The following is a 15616-nucleotide window of genomic DNA, read 5'->3' as shown; positions in this document are numbered from 1 at the left end:
GGTGCGACGGCTGATACGTTTTTCTTCCGGTTCGAGCGCCGCACCGCGGCGCTGCCCTCTCACTGCGCCGGAAACACCCGCAGCGCGCGAGGCACCGCGGTCACGCCGTCGCCCACCGCGAGTTGCAGATCGCGCCACGTTTCGCGATCGAGTTCGGCTTCGAGCAGATTGCCTTCGCGACCCGCGAGTTCGACGCGTACCGAGCCGCCGAGCGTCACCACGCGCCGCACATCGACGACGATGCCGTCGCGATGCCCGGCCGCCTGCGGATACAACTGCAGGTCATGCGGCCGCACATAGGCGAACGCCGGGCCACTGAAACCCGCCGCAATGGAGACCGGCAGCGCGGCGCCATCGACGACGAAGCCTTGCGCATCGACGTTGCCATGCAGACGGTTCGCCGCGCCGAGAAACTCGTAGACGAACGGCGTCTGCGGATGGTCGTACACGTCCTGCGGGCTGCCCACCTGCTCGACATGCCCGCGATTGAGCACGACGATGCGGTCCGCCACTTCGAGCGCCTCTTCCTGATCGTGCGTAACGAAGATCGTCGAGATATGCAGATCGTCGTGCAGGCGCCGCAGCCAGCTGCGCAGCTCCTTGCGCACCTTCGCGTCGAGCGCGCCGAACGGCTCGTCGAGCAGCAGCACCTTCGGCTCGACGGCCAACGCGCGCGCGAGCGCGATGCGTTGCCGCTGACCACCGGACAGCTCCGACGGATAGCGTTGCGCGAGCCAATCGAGCTGCACGAGCTTCAGCAGTTCATGCACCTTCTCGCGAATCACCTTCTCCGACGGACGTTCCTTGCGCGGCTTTACGCGCAGGCCGAACGCGACGTTCTCGAACACCGTCATATGCCGGAACAGCGCGTAATGCTGGAACACGAAGCCCACCTCGCGCTCGCGCGCGCCGACCGCCGCGACGTCCTGGCCTTGCAGCTCGACCTGGCCGCCGTCCGCGTATTCGAGGCCGGCGATCACACGCAGCAAGGTCGTCTTGCCGCAACCCGACGGCCCGAGCAGCGCGACGAGTTCGCCCGGCGGAAAGTCGAGCGACACGTTGTCGAGCGCGACGAAATCGCCGAAGCGCTTTTGCAGGTTACGAACGGTGATACCCATTTACAGCTCTCCTTGCTTGAGCGGATGTCGCTGCGACGCAGGCGTGGCGTTGACGAAAAACGAATGAGAAGCGGACTGCGCGCTATTGGCCTGTGACGCCCCGGCCGGCGCCGGCCCCGCATGCGCGGGCAGTTCACGCGCCGCCGAGAGTTCCGCCGACATATGGCGCTCGGCCAGCAGCTTGAGCCCCAGCGTGACCAGCGCCAGCAGCGCGAGCAGCGAGGCCACGGCGAACGCGGCCGAGAAGTTGTACTCGTTGTAGAGGATTTCGACGTGCAGCGGCATCGTGTCCGTCTGCCCGCGAATATGGCCGGACACCACCGACACCGCGCCGAACTCGCCCATCGCGCGCGCATTACACAGAATCACGCCGTACAGCAGGCCCCACTTGACGTTCGGCAGCGTCACACGACGGAACGTCTGCCAGCCCGATGCGCCGAGCACGTGCGCGGCTTCTTCCTCGTCGTTGCCCTGAGCCTGCATCAGCGGAATCAGTTCGCGCGCGACGAACGGGAACGTGACGAAGATCGTCGCGAGCACGATACCCGGCACCGCGAAAATGATCTGCACGTTGTGATCTTCGAGCCACGGGCCGAACCAGCCCTGCGCGCCGAACATCAGCACGTAGATCAGACCGGAGATCACCGGCGACACCGAAAACGGCAGATCGATCAGCGTAGTCAGCAGTGCCTTGCCGCGGAACTCGAACTTCGCGATACACCACGACGCCGCGAGGCCGAACACCAGGTTCAGCGGCACCGCGATCGCCGCGGTGAGCAGCGTCAGCTTGATCGCCGACAGCGCATCCGGATCGGCGAGCGCTTCGAAGTAAAAACGCAGCCCCTTGTTCAGTGCCTGATAGAACACCGCGGCGAGCGGCACGACGAGGAACAGCGTGAGAAACAGCAGTGCGACGCCAATCAGCAGCCAGCGCACGGCGGGCGACTCACTGACCGGATCGGGGCGACGCGCGACGCTCGCCGGGTTGGTCGGAACGCGGCTCATTGCACACCTCCACCGATTGCCGCGACGCTCGTGGCCGCTGGCGCCGGCCCGGCATTGCCGCGGCTCGTGCGCCGCTGCAGCCACCACTGCAGCGTGTTGATCAGCAGCAGCATCAGGAACGACACGACCAGCATCACGACCGCGAGCGCCGTCGCGCCCGCGTAGTCGTATTGTTCGAGCTTCGTGATGATCAGGAGCGACGTGATCTCCGACTTCATCGGCACGTTCCCCGCGATGAAGATCACCGAGCCGTATTCGCCGAGCGCGCGCGCGAACGCAAGCGCAAAGCCGGTCAGCAGCGCCGGGAACACGGCCGGCAGCACGACGCGGCGAAACGTCAGCCAGCGCGACGCGCCGAGGCACGCCGCCGCCTCCTCCTGCTCGCGCTCGAATTCCTCGAGCACCGGCTGCACCGTGCGCACGACGAACGGCAGGCCGATGAAGGTCAGCGCGACCAGCACGCCGGCCGGCGTGAACGCGATCTTGATGCCGAGCGGCACGAGGAACTGGCCGATCCAGCCGTTGCCCGCATACACGGCGGCGAGCGAGATGCCCGCGACCGAGGTAGGCAGCGCGAACGGCAGATCGACGACCGCATCGACGATGCGCTTGAACGGAAACGTGTAGCGCACCAGCACCCACGCGACGAGAAAGCCGAACACCGCGTTGATCAGCGCGCCGCCGAGCGCCGAGAAGAACGTCAGCCGATAGGACGCGAGTACGCGCGGCGACGTGACCGCGCGCACGAACTGGTCCCAGTCGAGCGTCGCGGTTTTCAGAAAGGTCGCCGCCAATGGAATCAGCACCACGAGGCTCAAATAAGCCACCGTGATGCCGAGTGTCAGGCCAAAGCCGGGCAATGCGCTCGGCTTGCGGAAAGTCAACGTGGTCATGCTGGATACTCGTTCATGGTTGATGCTCGCGCGGTGATTCGTTTTGCTGTGTTGCGGTACTGCGGTATTGCCGCCCTGCTGGCCACCGGAGCCCGGTTAGCCGAAAGCGCGCCCATTGGGCGCGCCCTCTTTGCCTCTGCCCGTGATTCAGGCGGTGGTTCTTACTGCGGCTGATAAATCGAATCGAACACGCCGCCGTCCGCGAAATGGGTCTTCTGCGCGTTGGTCCAGCCGCCGAACGAATCGTCGATCGTGTAGAGCTTCAGCTTCGGAAACTTCGCGGTCAGATCGGCCGGCACCTTGTTCGAACGCGGGCGATAGAAATTGCGCGCGGCGATCTCCTGGCCTTCCTCGCTATACAGGAAGTTCAGATACGCGTCGGCCAGCTTGCGCGTGCCGTGTTTGTCGACGACCTTGTCGACCACCGCGACCGGCGGCTCGGCCAGGATGCTCACCGACGGCACCACGATCTCGAACTTATCCGGACCGAACTCCTTCACCGACAGGAATGCCTCGTTTTCCCACGCGATCAGCACGTCGCCGATATCGCGCTGCACGAAGCTGGTGGTCGCGCCGCGCGCGCCCGAATCGAGCACGCCGGCGTTCTTGTACAGCTTGCCGACGAACTCCTTGGCCTTCTGATCGTTGCCGCCCGGCTGATGAGCGGCGTACGCCCACGCGGCCAGGTAGTTCCAGCGCGCGCCGCCGGAGGTCTTCGGATTCGGCGTCACGATCGACACGCCCGGCTTCACCAGATCGTCCCAATCCTTGATGTGCTTCGGGTTGCCCTTGCGCACGAGGAACACGATCGTCGACGTGTACGGCGAGGCGTTGTCCGGCAGACGCTTCTGCCAGTTCTTGTCGACGAGCCCCTTGTTCGCGATGGCGTCGATGTCATATGCGAGCGCGAGCGTCACGACGTCGGCCTGCAGACCGTCGACCACCGAGCGAGCCTGCGCGCCCGAGCCGCCGTGCGACTGCTTGAAGGTGACGGCTTCGCCGGTCTTGGCCTTCCATTCCTTGCCGAATGCCTGATTGATGTCCTGATACAGCTCGCGCGTCGGATCGTAGGACACGTTCAGAATCGTGGTGTCGGCGTGCGCGACACCGCTAGCGCCCAACATGCCGAGCGTACCCGCCGCGCCGACGGCTAGCGCCGTGATCAGTTTTCTGGTTCGAGCCGCAAGCCCCGTATGCCGATGGTTCATTTCAGTTTTTCTCCGCGTGATGTCCGCTGTTGAGCGTCTGGTGTCGTTTTGCGTCGCGGTCACGTGCACATGAGCGCCAACCCGGGAGCCAGTCTATCGAAGGCCTTTCATCATTAAAAATAATGTTTCTTCATTTTTTAATGCCCAAAAGTGGTAACGGCAGACGCGCCGGCTGTTCAGACGCCGAAATCGCCGTCATGTCGTCGATAAACGACGCCCCAGCGCGCCCCTTGCGTCGAACTTAAAGTAAAGCTTGAAATGCGCCGAATACTGTATAAAAATACAGTCACCTGTTCATACATACAGTGGCCATGACAAAACTCACCGCACGACAGCAGCAGGTTTTCGATCTGATCCGCCGGGCGATCGAACGCACCGGCTTTCCGCCCACTCGCGCGGAAATTGCCGCCGAGCTCGGTTTCAGCTCGGCCAATTCCGCGGAAGAGCATCTGCGCGCGCTGGCCCGCAAGGGCGTGATCGAACTGGCGGCCGGCGCGTCGCGCGGCATCCGGCTGCTGTCCGGACAGGAGGATGCGCCGCACCAGTTCACGCTGCCGCATGCGGGCCTGATGCAGTTGTCACTGCCGCTGATCGGCCGGGTTGCGGCGGGTAGCCCGATCCTCGCGCAGGAACATATCTCGCAGCACTACGCGTGCGACCCGGCGCTGTTCTCGAGCAAGCCCGACTACCTGCTGAAGGTGCGCGGCTTATCGATGCGCGACGCGGGCATTCTCGACGGCGACCTGCTCGCGGTGCAAAAGCGCAGCGAGGCGAAAGACGGCCAGATCATCATTGCGCGGCTTGGCGACGACGTGACGGTCAAGCGTCTGAAGCGCCGGCCGAACGGCATTGAGCTGATCGCCGAAAACCCCGACTACGACAACATCTTCGTGGAAACCGGCAGCGCGGATTTCGCGCTCGAAGGGATCGCGGTCGGACTGATTCGCCCCAGCGAGTTCTGATTTTTTGCTGTCGCCGGAACGCTCGCGCCGGTTTGTTCGACTCAAGTCGCATTTACGCCCGCACGCATTTTCGCCCGCACGCATTTACGCCCGCATTACGCCGAGCATTTAAGCCGCATCGTCTGGAGAGACTCATGGAACGCCTTGCCCGCCTGCTGCCTTTTCGCCAGTTCGGCCGTCTGCGCCATCTGCGCAAGCTCACGCCTTGCGCGCCGATCGAGGCGTCCTCGGCGCGCACGCCGTCGCTGTTCGACGAGCCTGCCGAAGCCTCCGGTCTGCCGTCGTCGTTGCCGGCGTTTGCGCGCGTATCGCTGAATTCGGCGCTGAATATCGCGGAGCCCGCGCGCCGCGCTCCGGTGCGGGTCTATCATGGTCCGTCGCGACTGATCATGGTCGGCACGGTCGACGCCGTATGCCGTATGATCGATCGTTGCATAGCCGACGAAGCCAACGTGCACGGCGCGGTGTTCGAAGCCTGAGCGATTCCTGAGCACGCATGCAATAAGCACTTCGGATGTTCAGAGATTCGCGTGGGATGGGATCGTTTCGACCTCGCCGTGGTCGACGTTAGATCATCACTGACGTGGAGTCCCATTCGATGACAATTCCGAAACGCACACAGGGCAGCGCCGCCCGGCCGCTGCTGATCACGCTGATCGTGGTGATCGTGATTGCCGCGCTGGGGTTTATTTATGCGTCACCGTATCTCGCGGTGAACAATCTCAAACGCGCGGCAGACGCGCGCGACGTGCAAACCGTCAATCAGTACGTCGATTTCCCCGCGCTACGCGATAGCCTGAAGCAGCAGGTGGGCGCCATGCTGACACGCCGACTCGAGGCGGATGCCGGCAACAAGATGGCTACGATCGGCGCGGTGATCGGCGTGACGCTGATCGGCCCGCTCGTCGATGCCTATGCGACACCCGACGGCGTCGCGGCACTGCTGAACGGCATGCCGCCGCGTGGCACACCGGGCGAACAACCGTCCGCGCCGCCAGCCGCGGGCGGCGAAGCACCAGCCGCGGGCGACACCGCCACTCAGGCAAGCGCGCCGCCCCCCGGGCGTCAAAGCACGGCCGGCTATCGTAGTCTCAACGAGTTCGTTGTCACGTACCGACGCGGCGAAGGCAACGCGAACTATTCGGCGATCTTTCGTCGCGAAGGTCTGGTCACGTGGAAGCTCGCGGCGATCAATCTGAACGAGTGAGGTTCAAGCCGTGAACTGAAGGGATGCGCGGGCTGGCCATTGCGGCCAGCCGCGTGACAGGGTTGTGCGGATTACGCCGCAGCCGCCTGCTGCTGCTCCTGCGCCGACGAGCACGCCACCAGAATGCTGCACGACACGCGGTCGAGCAGCGGCGTATTGCCCGCCCCCATCCACCACCGCGACAAACCAGTCCGGCAGCGATGACCCACCACCACGAGGTCGACGTGCAACTCGTTGGCAAGATTGGCGATCTCGTCGATCGGATGACCGAACGCGAAATGCCCCTGTGCGTTCACGCCTCGCTCGGTCAGCCAGTTCACGCCCTCCTGCAGAATCTCGCGGGCCGTTTTTTCGAAGCTTCCGCACGCCACATCGGTCAATAAGCCCGCGCTTTGCGCGATGCTGGAACGCATGTCGACGACCGACAGCAGATGCGTTTCCGCCTTCAGGTCCAACGCCAGATCAGCGCCGCAACGCAGGGCTTTGCGGCCTTCGCGCGAGCCGTCGTAGCACAACAGGATTTTCTGGTAGCTCGCCATCTGTCTTCTCCCATTCGCGCGGAAAGCGCGGTCTGAATCAATCATGGTGCGCCGCAATTCGGCTTGCAAGGGATGGAAAACGCTAAGTGCATAGTCGGTGCGTGCTGAAGCCGTCTGCCAAGCGTTGGGCCACCGGAGGCGGTATTCGCACACGTTTGCGGCACCGCAAAACTTCGGATGCGAACGCATCGCAGCCCACGCATTATGCGTTCCAGGACCCCGCTCGCATCAGTGGCCGATGCCCTAGAATAAGCGGCCTCACGTGCGAAATGCGTGCGTCGCAGGTATGTTGTGTGTCTTGCGCGTACGTTATGCCTTCTTTCGGAGCCTCGCTCGAGTCATGCCCGCCGCCCCCATCGAATTCCATCACGTCAGGAAAAGCTACGGCGAAAAAACCGTCGTCGACGGATTGTCGTTTCATGTAAACACCGGCGAATGCTTCGGACTGCTCGGCCCCAACGGCGCAGGCAAGACCACGACGCTGCGCATGCTGCTCGGCATCGCGGCCCCCGACGCCGGCGCGATCCGCCTGTGCGGCGAGTCGATCCCGGGCCGCGCGCGCCTCGCGCGCTCGCGCGTGGGCGTGGTGCCGCAGTTCGACAACCTCGATCCCGATTTCACCGTGCGCGAGAATCTGCTCGTGTTCGGCCGCTATTTCGGCCTGAGCGCCGCCCAGTGTCGCGCGGCCGTCCCGGGTCTGCTCGAATTCGCCCGCCTCGAGAACAAGGCGGACGCGCGCGTGAGCGAACTGTCCGGCGGCATGAAGCGGCGGCTGACCCTCGCGCGCGCGCTGATCAACGATCCCGACGTGCTGATCATGGACGAGCCGACCACCGGTCTCGACCCGCAGGCGCGCCATCTGATCTGGGAGCGGCTGCGCTCGCTGCTCGCGCGCGGCAAGACCATCCTGCTGACCACGCACTTCATGGAAGAAGCCGAACGGCTTTGTCATCGACTGTGCGTGATCGAGGAAGGACGCAAGATCGCCGAAGGTGCGCCGCGCGAGCTGATCGAGTCCGAGATCGGCTGCGACGTGATCGAGATCTACGGTCCCGATCCGTTTGCGTTGCGCGACGAACTCGCGCCGCTCGCCGAGCGCACCGAGATCAGCGGCGAGACCCTATTCTGTTACGTGAATGACGCGCAGCCCGTGCATATGCGCCTGAAGCAGCGCGCGGATCTGCGCTATCTGCATCGGCCGGCGAATCTCGAGGATGTATTTCTGCGGCTCACGGGCCGCGAAATGCAGGACTGAACCCGCAGCGAGACACTTGATGGACGCACGCACCTACGAAACCCAAGAAGGTACGCCATCGGCGCAAGAGCCGTTCGGCGCCTTCCCCGCCAACGCCACGAACTGGATCGCGGTGTGGCGCCGCAACTATCTGGTGTGGAAGAAGCTCGCGATCGCGTCGATGTTCGGCAACCTCGCCGATCCGATGATCTATCTGTTCGGCCTCGGCCTCGGGCTCGGGCTGATGGTCGGGCACGTCGACGGCGTGTCGTATATCTCGTTCCTCGCGGCGGGCACGGTGGCGTCGAGCGTGATGATGTCGGCGAGCTTCGAGTCGATGTATTCGGGCTTTTCGCGCATGCACGTGCAGCGCACCTGGGAGGCGATCATGCATACGCCGCTCACGCTCGGCGATATCGTGCTCGGCGAGGTGGTGTGGGCCGCCAGCAAATCGGTGTTGTCTGGGGTGGCGATCATGCTGGTAGCGGGCGCGCTCGGCTATGCGAGTTTTCCGTCGATGCTGCTCGCGCTGCCGGTCATCGTGCTGGCCGGTCTCGCGTTCGCGAGCCTCGCGATGATCGTGACGGCGCTCGCGCCGTCGTACGACTTTTTCATGTTCTATCAGACGCTCGTGCTCACGCCGATGCTGTTGCTCTCCGGCGTGTTCTTTCCGATCTCGCAACTGCCCGGCGCCGCGCAAGCGGTGACCGCCGCGCTACCGCTCGCCAACGCGGTCGATCTGATGCGCCCGGCGATGCTCGGCCGGCCGATGGAGCACGCGGCGCTGCATGTGAGCGTGCTGGCCGCTTATGCGGTCGGCGGCTTTATCGTGTCGGCGATCCTGTTTCGGCGCCGCATGATGAAGTAAGCCGAACGCGCGGGGCGGCGCATTCTGCCTCGTTGTGCCGGCGCGAGCGCGAGACGGCGCCGCGCCGGTCGCCACGCTGCGCGTTTGCTCGTCGGGCGCGCTCAGTCCTCGTCATCGGTCCACGGAATGTCGACGTCGGAGATGAACGCGACCGTCGCAAAGGGGCCGCCCTCGTGACGCCCGATCTTGCCATCGGCGCGCTGCCACTCGACGCGGAACACCGTGGCTGGATCGTCCGCGATCAGCCGCACCGTGCGCAATTCGTCGGGATCGGCATCCTCGACCGGACCGTCGAGCGAGATCAGCAGCGCCTGCGGCCATAGACCATCGGCGGGATCGTAGATCTTGTCGCCGTCGTGAATCAGTGTGAAGGCTTCCACGCCGATGGTCGCCGACGCATCGACGATCATCTTGGCGAGCGCGCGCAACAGCGCGGTCGCTCTCGCCGAGTTGGCCTGGCGGATCGCGAGATCGCCGCGCGTGAGCGCCTGCTCGAGTTTCGGATTGGTTTTCTGTTGCGCCATGGATGTGTTGGTCCTATCGCTCTGTTGTGGGCAACGCGCCTTCGGGTCGACGCGCCGCGTTTCTTTTTGAGTCCATCTGTTGCCGCCTGGGTGCATTGCAGCATCGCGGGCTGCGCGGCCGGTCCGCGCTTCGACTGCCATCGTTCTGCCGTTTCCCCCGATCGTGGCGCGCACCATCGGGGCCGTTTTCTCAGGGCCGTCTTTGCCGTCCACCACAGTTTAGGTCGTGATTCGGATTCCGGGAGAACATTTGCCGCTTATTGCGTGGCATGTGTCGCATTTCATGCATCGGCTCGCGGGCGCCGCGGCGTGCGCTTGCCGCGCCCTCGGTCCGCCTTCGAGGGCTGCGCCCCGGCCGGCTTCGGATCCGCGATCCGCGCGATCAGATGGTCGCGAAACGTCCGCACCGACGGCGGCAACTCGCGCCCGGCCATCGTCTGTACCTGGATGCTGCGCTGGCGCATCTGTGGGTCGGTCAGCGGAATCACGACGAAGCCGTCGTCGGCATAGCGGTCGCGCACCGACAGCAGCCCCGTGAACATGATCGCGCCGGCCTTCTGCGCATAGCGATAACTCGCGCCGCTGCTGTTGCAGATCAGGTCTGGCTCGAGCAGGATGCCTTCGAGCGCGCATGTGATGTCGATCAATTGGCGAAGCGTGGTGCCGGCCTCCGATAACACCAGCGGATAACGGCTCACCTCGGCGAGCGACAGCTTCGCGCGCGTCGCGAGCGGATGATCGGCGCGCACCAGCACGAACACCGGCGCGGGTTCGGTGTGCTCGACCTTGACGCCCTTCTCCGGCGCGAGGCTGAACGACAACGCAATGTCGACGTCACCGTCGCGCACATGGCGGGTCGCGTCGGCCGGCGACATCACCGTCAGCGTGAAATCGATGCCGGGGTGCTCGGCGCGGAAATCCGCGATCGCCGCGGGCAGGAAGTCGACCGCGAAGCCCTCGGCGGTCGCGATCTTGATCCGGCTGCCGTGCAGGCTCGCGAGACCGCTGAGCTCCTTCATCACGTGCTCGGCTTCGAGCAGGCTGCGTTGCGCATACGCAAGCAGCCGCTCGCCGGCCTCGGACAGCGCCATGCCGCGCGGACGCCGCTCGAACAGCGTGACGCCGAGTTCGCTTTCGAGCCGCACGATCTGCCGGCTGAGCGCCGATACCGCGACATGCAGCCGTTCGGACGCGTCGCTCAGCGAGCCGCTGCGCGCGACTTCGACGAAATAACGCAGCGCGATGCCATGCAGTGAACGTGCCATTCGGGACGCCTCGATTGAATCAGTTGCAACGGTGCGGTGACGCTTTGCCTTTCCGGCAACGCAAGCTTCGAAACATGATCATTGTGACAAAAATGGCGCGCTTCTAGAATCGGTCGCAACGCCCCACCCGCCCCCCCGCATTGGAGACACCGACATGAGCCGCCACCAGGCCATCGAGCTTGCCACCCGGCACTTCGAATCCGGCGCTTTTCTCGCCGACCTGAACCGCCGCGTCGGCATTCGCACCGAAAGCCAGGAAAGCGATCGCGGCGCGCTGCTGCTGTCTTATCTGACCGACGAAATCCAGCCCGCAGCGGAGCGCCTCGGCTTCAGCACGCGCATCGTCGATAACCCGGTGGACGGCTTCGGTCCGTTCCTGATCGCCAAGCGTCACGAAGGCGATCATCTGCCGACCGTGCTGATCTACGGCCACGGCGACGTCGTGCGCGGCTACGACAGCCAGTGGCGCGCGCCGCTGACGCCGTGGGCGGTGACCGTCGAAGGCGAGCGCTGGTTCGGTCGCGGCACCGCCGACAACAAAGGTCAGCACTCGATCAACCTCGCCGCGCTCGCGTGCACGCTCGCCGCGCGCGATGGCAAACTGGGCTTCAACACGAAGCTGCTGATCGAAATGGGCGAGGAAACGGGCTCGCCGGGGCTCGATGCGATCTGCCGCGCGCACCGCGACGAACTCGCCGCCGACGTGCTGATCGCCTCCGACGGCCCGCGTCTTGCCGCGCGTCGTCCGACCGTATTTCTCGGCTCGCGGGGCGCGGTCAACTTCAGGCTGTCGCTGAACCTGCGCGACGGCGCGCATCACTCCGGCAACTGGGGCGGCCTGCTGCGCAATCCGGCGACGGTGCTCGCCAACGCGCTCGCGAGTCTCGTCGATGCGCGCGGCGTGATCGCGGTCGATGGTCTGCGCCCGCCGCCGATCCCCGAGGCCGTGCGCCGCGCGCTTGCCGACATCACGGTGGGCGACGGCCCCAGCGACCCCACCGTCGACGATGACTGGGGCGAGCCGGGTCTTTCCGCGCCCGAGCGCGTGTTCGGCTGGAACAGCTTCGAAGTGCTGGCCTTCAAGGCGGGCAATCCGGAGAACCCGGTCAACGCGATTCCGCCGTCGGCGTTCGCGGTCTGCCAGTTGCGCTTCGTGGTCGGCACCGATTGGGAAAATCTCGGCAAGCATCTGCGCGCGCATCTCGATGCGCACGGCTTTCAGCTGGTCGAACTCGACATCGAACGCGGCGCGCCAGCCACGCGGCTCGATCCGGACGATCCGTGGGTCAGCTGGGCGCTCGCGTCGCTCGAAGCGACCACGGGCAAGAAGACCGCGCTACTGCCGAATCTCGGCGGCACGCTGCCGAACGAGGTATTCGCCGACACGCTCGGTCTACCGACGATCTGGGTGCCGCATTCTTATCCGGCCTGCTCTCAGCATGCGCCGAACGAGCACCTTCTAGGCCCGGTGGTGCGCGAAGGTCTGCAGATGATGGCGGGACTGTTCTGGGATCTCGGCGAGAATTCGCCGCTTGCGGCGAAGGGCGAGACGGTGGATGCGGCAAAGGCCGCGAGTTGAGTTCGGCTAGCGCCGATTGATTTGCTGCGCCTGCCGCGGCCGCCCCGGCATTCGACCGGGGCCACCGCGGCAAGCGCGCCGCGCTTACATCGACGTCGACACCGGCATCAAGGCGCCGGATTCGGCTGCAGCTCGTGCAGCCTGTCGATTTCCGCAAGCACTTCGGGCGACAGCTTCACGTCCGCGCTGGCGATGTTTTCCTTCAACTGCTCGAGCGACGTCGCGCCGATCAGATTGCTGGTCACGAACGGCCGGCTATTGACGAACGCGAGCGCGAATTGCGCGGGCGACATGCCGTGGCGCTTCGCGAGCTCCACATAACGCGTGGTCGCCTGCACGGCTTGCGGCTTGCTGTAGCGCGCAAAGCGCTCGAACAGCGTGATGCGTGCGCCGGCCGGACGCGCGCCGCCTTCGTACTTGCCCGACAGCCAGCCGAACGCGAGCGGCGAATACGCGAGCAGACCGATGTTGTCGCGATGCGCGTACTCGGACAGACCTGCTTCGTACGTGCGGTTCAACAGGCTGTATGGATTCTGGATGCTGACGATGCGCGGCAGGCCGAGCTTTTCGGCCGCGCGCAGAAACTGCGCAACACCCCACGGCGTTTCGTTCGACACCCCCACATGGCGCACCTTGCCAGCCTTCACGAATTCGGCGAGCACCGTCAGCGTCTCCTCGATCGGCACCGTGTACGCGTCGTCGACCCACGGATACGACGCACGGCCGAACGTCATCGTGCTGCGATCGGGCCAGTGCAACTGATACAGATCGACGTAATCCGTTTGCAGACGTTTGAGGCTGTCGTTGAGCGCCTCGGTCAGGTTCTTGCGGTCGAACTGATTGCCTTCGCCGCGAATATGACGCGGATTGTGCGGCTGACGCGCGGGGCCCGCGATCTTGGTGGCGAGCACGATCTTCTCGCGCGCGCTCTTGTGCTGCGCGAGCCACGTGCCGATGTAGCGCTCCGTCGAACCTTGCGTTTCGGCGCGCGGCGGCACCGGATACATTTCGGCGGTGTCGATCAGGTTCACGCCGTGATCGAGCGCATAGTCGATCTGCGCGTGCGCTTCCTGCTCGGTGTTCTGCTCGCCCCACGTCATCGTGCCGAGACCAATCAGGCTGACCTGCACGTCGGAGTCGCCGAGTCTGCGGTATTCCATCTAACTTGTCCTGTTGAAGAGGTGAACGGAAAGCGCAGACGTTACCACGCCGGCGCATTACCTGCAGCAAGGCTAGAATGCGGAGCCATGCGTTGCAGCGCGCAGCCTGGCGAGTTGCGCAGTACATGCTTTGCGCTCAAAAGGCGCGCTTCATCACGACTCCGTTGCCATGAATCACGAACACCTCGAATTGCTGGTCACGCGCGTGATGCCCTACGGGAAATATAAAGGCCGCGTGATTGCCGACCTCCCCGGCCACTATTTGAACTGGTTCGCGAGCCAGGGCTTTCCGCCCGGCGAGATCGGCCGTTTGCTCGCGTTGATGCACGAGATCGATCACAACGGGTTGAAACCGCTGCTCGATCCTTTGCGCAAACTGAAGACCAACGAGCGTTGAAACCGTCTCCGTGAAAGCGTTGCCAAGCCCGCTGAAAGTCGCGGCGAAGGCAGGCTGCAAGCAATGTCGGGCAGTCCGAATTCATACAGGTTTTTTCCTTGCGGATCGCGTTTGCATGGCCTTTAATCGGCATAGGTCGTCGCGCTGTGGGACGTCGATAGTGAAGCGGTTCAGTCATCGTTCGCTGAACTGTTTCGATGTGTTCCGGCGCCGTGCGATCCCCGCCTTCGTGACTGCCTGTATGTCCATGTCGCAATTCAACCTGTCCGCCTTGCTCGACTTCATCGGCCACGATCTGTCGCCAGTGCGCGCGGTCATCCTGTTCTTCCTGATCGGTTACGTCGTGGTCGGCCTACCCGTGCATTTCCGCCAGGGCGCGGCATCGCGCGACGTGTGGGGCACGGCCGCCGGCGTGACGATGGCGGCGATCTACGTGGCCTTCATTGCCGGCGTCTACCCGTGGCTGCATCACGTGTCGGTGATCGGGCATTGAGCGTCGGTCGCCGCCAGCTCGGCGCCGAGACCTTTCCATAGCGGTTCGAACAATTCGCGTCGCGGCTGCCAGCGCCCGACCAATGTTCGCATCGAAATCGTCGACCATTGCCTCGTACTGAATTTCGAGCCTCGCGTCTGCGGGAAGAGCGCGCCGCCAGTGTCCCATCAACGCGCGCGGTGAATCGCGCGCGGGTACGCTTCGTGAGCTTCGTCGAAACGGCCATGCGCCTGCAAGCAGTTGCCCACGTTGTTACTCGAACCGTCGGCTCGCGGATTCAGGCGCACCGCTTCGCGATAGGCGTCGACGGCAGCCTCGAGCCTATGCAGCTGCCCGAGCGTCCTGCCGACTGCGCGATAGGGATCGGCGTTGCGCGGGTCGCAATATCGCTTCCCCCTCGGCGCCCCATTGCTCGGCTGTGTTGGATTGAGGGTTGAGCTTCATTGACGGCGGTAAATTGCTTGTGAGCAGTGGCGAAAGGCTGGCGCAACGGCAGGCAGAAGCGCGGATTGCCACGCAGGCAAGCGCATCGCTTGCGACTCAAAAGACGAATCGTCCGACGGAAGTTAGCAACGGTGCGCTGCAGTCGCGTTTCGGACCGTTGACGAAGTGTTACCGCAGCGCCGTCCGGTAATGCGCGGAAAGACTGGCGGAAAGGTCGAGCCTCGCGGCAACGGCTCGCATGATCGAAGCCCCGAGCGCACCGCGCCGCGCCGACGCCGGTAACGCTCGGACACAAACACGGCTGAACTCCGTTGAGCGCGGTTTTTCTGAGGTTTACGTGAAGGAGAAAATCGTGACCAGGCTCATTGCATCGATGACGCTGCTAGCGGCCATGGCAGCGAGCATCACTGGATGCGTCGTCGCGCCGCCAGCGGACTACGGCTACGCAGAACCCTATTATCCCTACGCGTACGGACCGCCTTACTACGGGCCGGTGTACGGCTCGGTTGGTATCTACGGCGGTTTTGGCGGGCCGTGCTGCTATTACGGACATGGGTATTGGCATGGGCGCGGCGGATGGCATGGGGGTGGTTGGCACGGCGGTCACGGCGGATGGCATGGCGGGGACGGCGGATGGCACGGCGGCGGATTCGGCGGCATGCACGGCGGCGGCAGCGCGTGGAGCCATGGTGGCGGGATGGGGGGACATGGACACTGAGA

General features: G+C 64.5%; 17 protein-coding genes. 9 read left to right on the top strand and 8 right to left on the bottom strand.

Annotation, left to right across the window (positions count from 1 at the left end):
• Nucleotides 1–59 precede the first annotated feature (59 nt).
• The 4 genes from BC1002_RS06670 to BC1002_RS06655 all read right to left on the bottom strand — a co-directional run bounded on the left by BC1002_RS06670 (nucleotide 60) and on the right by BC1002_RS06655 (nucleotide 4224).
• Nucleotides 60–1118: a sulfate/molybdate ABC transporter ATP-binding protein gene (locus tag BC1002_RS06670; protein WP_013089300.1), complete on the bottom strand. Its 1059-nt coding sequence runs from the start codon at nucleotides 1116–1118 to the stop codon at nucleotides 60–62.
• On the bottom strand, nucleotides 1119–2123 hold the full coding sequence (cysW, locus tag BC1002_RS06665) for a sulfate ABC transporter permease subunit CysW (RefSeq protein ID WP_013089299.1): 1005 nt from the start codon (nucleotides 2121–2123) through the stop codon (nucleotides 1119–1121).
• Nucleotides 2120–3016 carry a sulfate ABC transporter permease subunit CysT gene (cysT, locus tag BC1002_RS06660; RefSeq protein ID WP_013089298.1) on the bottom strand — a complete coding sequence of 299 codons (897 nt, stop codon included), beginning with the start codon at nucleotides 3014–3016 and terminating at the stop codon, nucleotides 2120–2122. Before cysT ends, cysW begins: the two co-directional genes overlap by 4 nt.
• Nucleotides 3017–3177: 161 nt before the next feature.
• Nucleotides 3178–4224, bottom strand: a complete 1047-nt coding sequence (locus tag BC1002_RS06655) for a sulfate ABC transporter substrate-binding protein (RefSeq protein ID WP_013089297.1) — start codon at nucleotides 4222–4224, stop codon at nucleotides 3178–3180.
• A 311-nt stretch (nucleotides 4225–4535) separates the two neighbouring features.
• Between BC1002_RS06655 and lexA the strand changes: the two genes are divergently transcribed.
• From lexA to BC1002_RS06640, 3 genes are all read left to right on the top strand, one after another.
• Nucleotides 4536–5186, top strand: a complete 651-nt coding sequence (gene lexA, locus BC1002_RS06650) for a transcriptional repressor LexA (protein ID WP_008922406.1) — start codon at nucleotides 4536–4538, stop codon at nucleotides 5184–5186.
• A gap of 134 nt (nucleotides 5187–5320) precedes the next feature.
• The gene (locus tag BC1002_RS06645) at nucleotides 5321–5665 is read left to right on the top strand and encodes a hypothetical protein (RefSeq protein WP_013089296.1); all 345 of its coding nucleotides are present in this window, start codon (nucleotides 5321–5323) and stop codon (nucleotides 5663–5665) included.
• A gap of 119 nt (nucleotides 5666–5784) precedes the next feature.
• A complete protein-coding gene (locus tag BC1002_RS06640; RefSeq protein ID WP_013089295.1) occupies nucleotides 5785–6393 on the top strand; it encodes a DUF2939 domain-containing protein in 609 nt (202 codons plus the stop codon).
• Nucleotides 6394–6464: 71 nt separating this feature from the next.
• On the opposite strand, the gene BC1002_RS06635 is transcribed toward BC1002_RS06640, so the two are convergent.
• The gene (locus BC1002_RS06635) at nucleotides 6465–6932 is read right to left on the bottom strand and encodes a universal stress protein (protein ID WP_013089294.1); all 468 of its coding nucleotides are present in this window, start codon (nucleotides 6930–6932) and stop codon (nucleotides 6465–6467) included.
• 340 nt (nucleotides 6933–7272) lie between these two features.
• On the opposite strand from BC1002_RS06635, the gene nodI reads away from it, so the two are divergent.
• Both nodI and BC1002_RS06625 read left to right on the top strand, forming a co-directional pair.
• Entirely contained in the window at nucleotides 7273–8187 is a 915-nt protein-coding gene (gene nodI / locus BC1002_RS06630) for a nodulation factor ABC transporter ATP-binding protein NodI (RefSeq protein ID WP_013089293.1), read from the top strand.
• A gap of 19 nt (nucleotides 8188–8206) precedes the next feature.
• Nucleotides 8207–9034 (top strand): ABC transporter permease, encoded by an 828-nt coding sequence (locus BC1002_RS06625; RefSeq protein ID WP_013089292.1) that lies wholly within the window; start codon nucleotides 8207–8209, stop codon nucleotides 9032–9034.
• Between the two features lie 101 nt (nucleotides 9035–9135).
• Here BC1002_RS06625 and BC1002_RS06620 read toward each other — a convergent pair whose 3' ends face one another.
• Nucleotides 9136–9558: a hypothetical protein gene (locus BC1002_RS06620; protein ID WP_013089291.1), complete on the bottom strand. Its 423-nt coding sequence runs from the start codon at nucleotides 9556–9558 to the stop codon at nucleotides 9136–9138.
• 281 nt (nucleotides 9559–9839) lie between these two features.
• On the bottom strand, nucleotides 9840–10823 hold the full coding sequence (locus BC1002_RS06615) for a LysR family transcriptional regulator (protein ID WP_013089290.1): 984 nt from the start codon (nucleotides 10821–10823) through the stop codon (nucleotides 9840–9842).
• A gap of 154 nt (nucleotides 10824–10977) precedes the next feature.
• Between BC1002_RS06615 and BC1002_RS06610 the strand changes: the two genes are divergently transcribed.
• On the top strand, nucleotides 10978–12402 hold the full coding sequence (locus tag BC1002_RS06610) for a M20 family metallopeptidase (protein ID WP_013089289.1): 1425 nt from the start codon (nucleotides 10978–10980) through the stop codon (nucleotides 12400–12402).
• 107 nt (nucleotides 12403–12509) lie between these two features.
• On the opposite strand, the gene BC1002_RS06605 is transcribed toward BC1002_RS06610, so the two are convergent.
• Nucleotides 12510–13562 carry an NADP(H)-dependent aldo-keto reductase gene (locus BC1002_RS06605; RefSeq protein ID WP_013089288.1) on the bottom strand — a complete coding sequence of 351 codons (1053 nt, stop codon included), beginning with the start codon at nucleotides 13560–13562 and terminating at the stop codon, nucleotides 12510–12512.
• Nucleotides 13563–13731: 169 nt separating this feature from the next.
• Here BC1002_RS06605 and BC1002_RS06600 point away from each other — a divergent pair, with 169 nt between their 5' ends.
• The 3 genes from BC1002_RS06600 to BC1002_RS36140 all read left to right on the top strand — a co-directional run bounded on the left by BC1002_RS06600 (nucleotide 13732) and on the right by BC1002_RS36140 (nucleotide 15614).
• Entirely contained in the window at nucleotides 13732–13959 is a 228-nt protein-coding gene (locus BC1002_RS06600; protein WP_013089287.1) for a DUF3820 family protein, read from the top strand.
• Between the two features lie 247 nt (nucleotides 13960–14206).
• Nucleotides 14207–14452 (top strand): hypothetical protein, encoded by a 246-nt coding sequence (locus BC1002_RS06595; RefSeq protein WP_041734614.1) that lies wholly within the window; start codon nucleotides 14207–14209, stop codon nucleotides 14450–14452.
• Between the two features lie 796 nt (nucleotides 14453–15248).
• Nucleotides 15249–15614 carry a hypothetical protein gene (locus BC1002_RS36140; protein ID WP_013089285.1) on the top strand — a complete coding sequence of 122 codons (366 nt, stop codon included), beginning with the start codon at nucleotides 15249–15251 and terminating at the stop codon, nucleotides 15612–15614.
• Nucleotides 15615–15616 lie beyond the last annotated feature (2 nt).

This window comes from Paraburkholderia atlantica (assembly GCF_000092885.1).
In the GTDB taxonomy this organism is placed as follows: domain Bacteria; phylum Pseudomonadota; class Gammaproteobacteria; order Burkholderiales; family Burkholderiaceae; genus Paraburkholderia; species Paraburkholderia atlantica.
The sequence above is the reverse complement of the archived record's forward strand: the minus strand, read 5'-3'. Positions and strand labels throughout refer to the sequence as shown.

Coding starts and splice junctions, on each gene's coding strand:
- BC1002_RS06670 (WP_013089300.1), bottom strand. CDS start 1,118: ATGGGTATCACCGTTCGTAACCTGCAAAAGCGCTTCGGCGATTTCGTC.
- cysW (WP_013089299.1), bottom strand. CDS start 2,123: ATGAGCCGCGTTCCGACCAACCCGGCGAGCGTCGCGCGTCGCCCCGAT.
- cysT (WP_013089298.1), bottom strand. CDS start 3,016: ATGACCACGTTGACTTTCCGCAAGCCGAGCGCATTGCCCGGCTTTGGC.
- BC1002_RS06655 (WP_013089297.1), bottom strand. CDS start 4,224: ATGAACCATCGGCATACGGGGCTTGCGGCTCGAACCAGAAAACTGATC.
- lexA (WP_008922406.1), top strand. CDS start 4,536: ATGACAAAACTCACCGCACGACAGCAGCAGGTTTTCGATCTGATCCGC.
- BC1002_RS06645 (WP_013089296.1), top strand. CDS start 5,321: ATGGAACGCCTTGCCCGCCTGCTGCCTTTTCGCCAGTTCGGCCGTCTG.
- BC1002_RS06640 (WP_013089295.1), top strand. CDS start 5,785: ATGACAATTCCGAAACGCACACAGGGCAGCGCCGCCCGGCCGCTGCTG.
- BC1002_RS06635 (WP_013089294.1), bottom strand. CDS start 6,932: ATGGCGAGCTACCAGAAAATCCTGTTGTGCTACGACGGCTCGCGCGAA.
- nodI (WP_013089293.1), top strand. CDS start 7,273: ATGCCCGCCGCCCCCATCGAATTCCATCACGTCAGGAAAAGCTACGGC.
- BC1002_RS06625 (WP_013089292.1), top strand. CDS start 8,207: ATGGACGCACGCACCTACGAAACCCAAGAAGGTACGCCATCGGCGCAA.
- BC1002_RS06620 (WP_013089291.1), bottom strand. CDS start 9,558: ATGGCGCAACAGAAAACCAATCCGAAACTCGAGCAGGCGCTCACGCGC.
- BC1002_RS06615 (WP_013089290.1), bottom strand. CDS start 10,823: ATGGCACGTTCACTGCATGGCATCGCGCTGCGTTATTTCGTCGAAGTC.
- BC1002_RS06610 (WP_013089289.1), top strand. CDS start 10,978: ATGAGCCGCCACCAGGCCATCGAGCTTGCCACCCGGCACTTCGAATCC.
- BC1002_RS06605 (WP_013089288.1), bottom strand. CDS start 13,562: ATGGAATACCGCAGACTCGGCGACTCCGACGTGCAGGTCAGCCTGATT.
- BC1002_RS06600 (WP_013089287.1), top strand. CDS start 13,732: ATGAATCACGAACACCTCGAATTGCTGGTCACGCGCGTGATGCCCTAC.
- BC1002_RS06595 (WP_041734614.1), top strand. CDS start 14,207: ATGTCGCAATTCAACCTGTCCGCCTTGCTCGACTTCATCGGCCACGAT.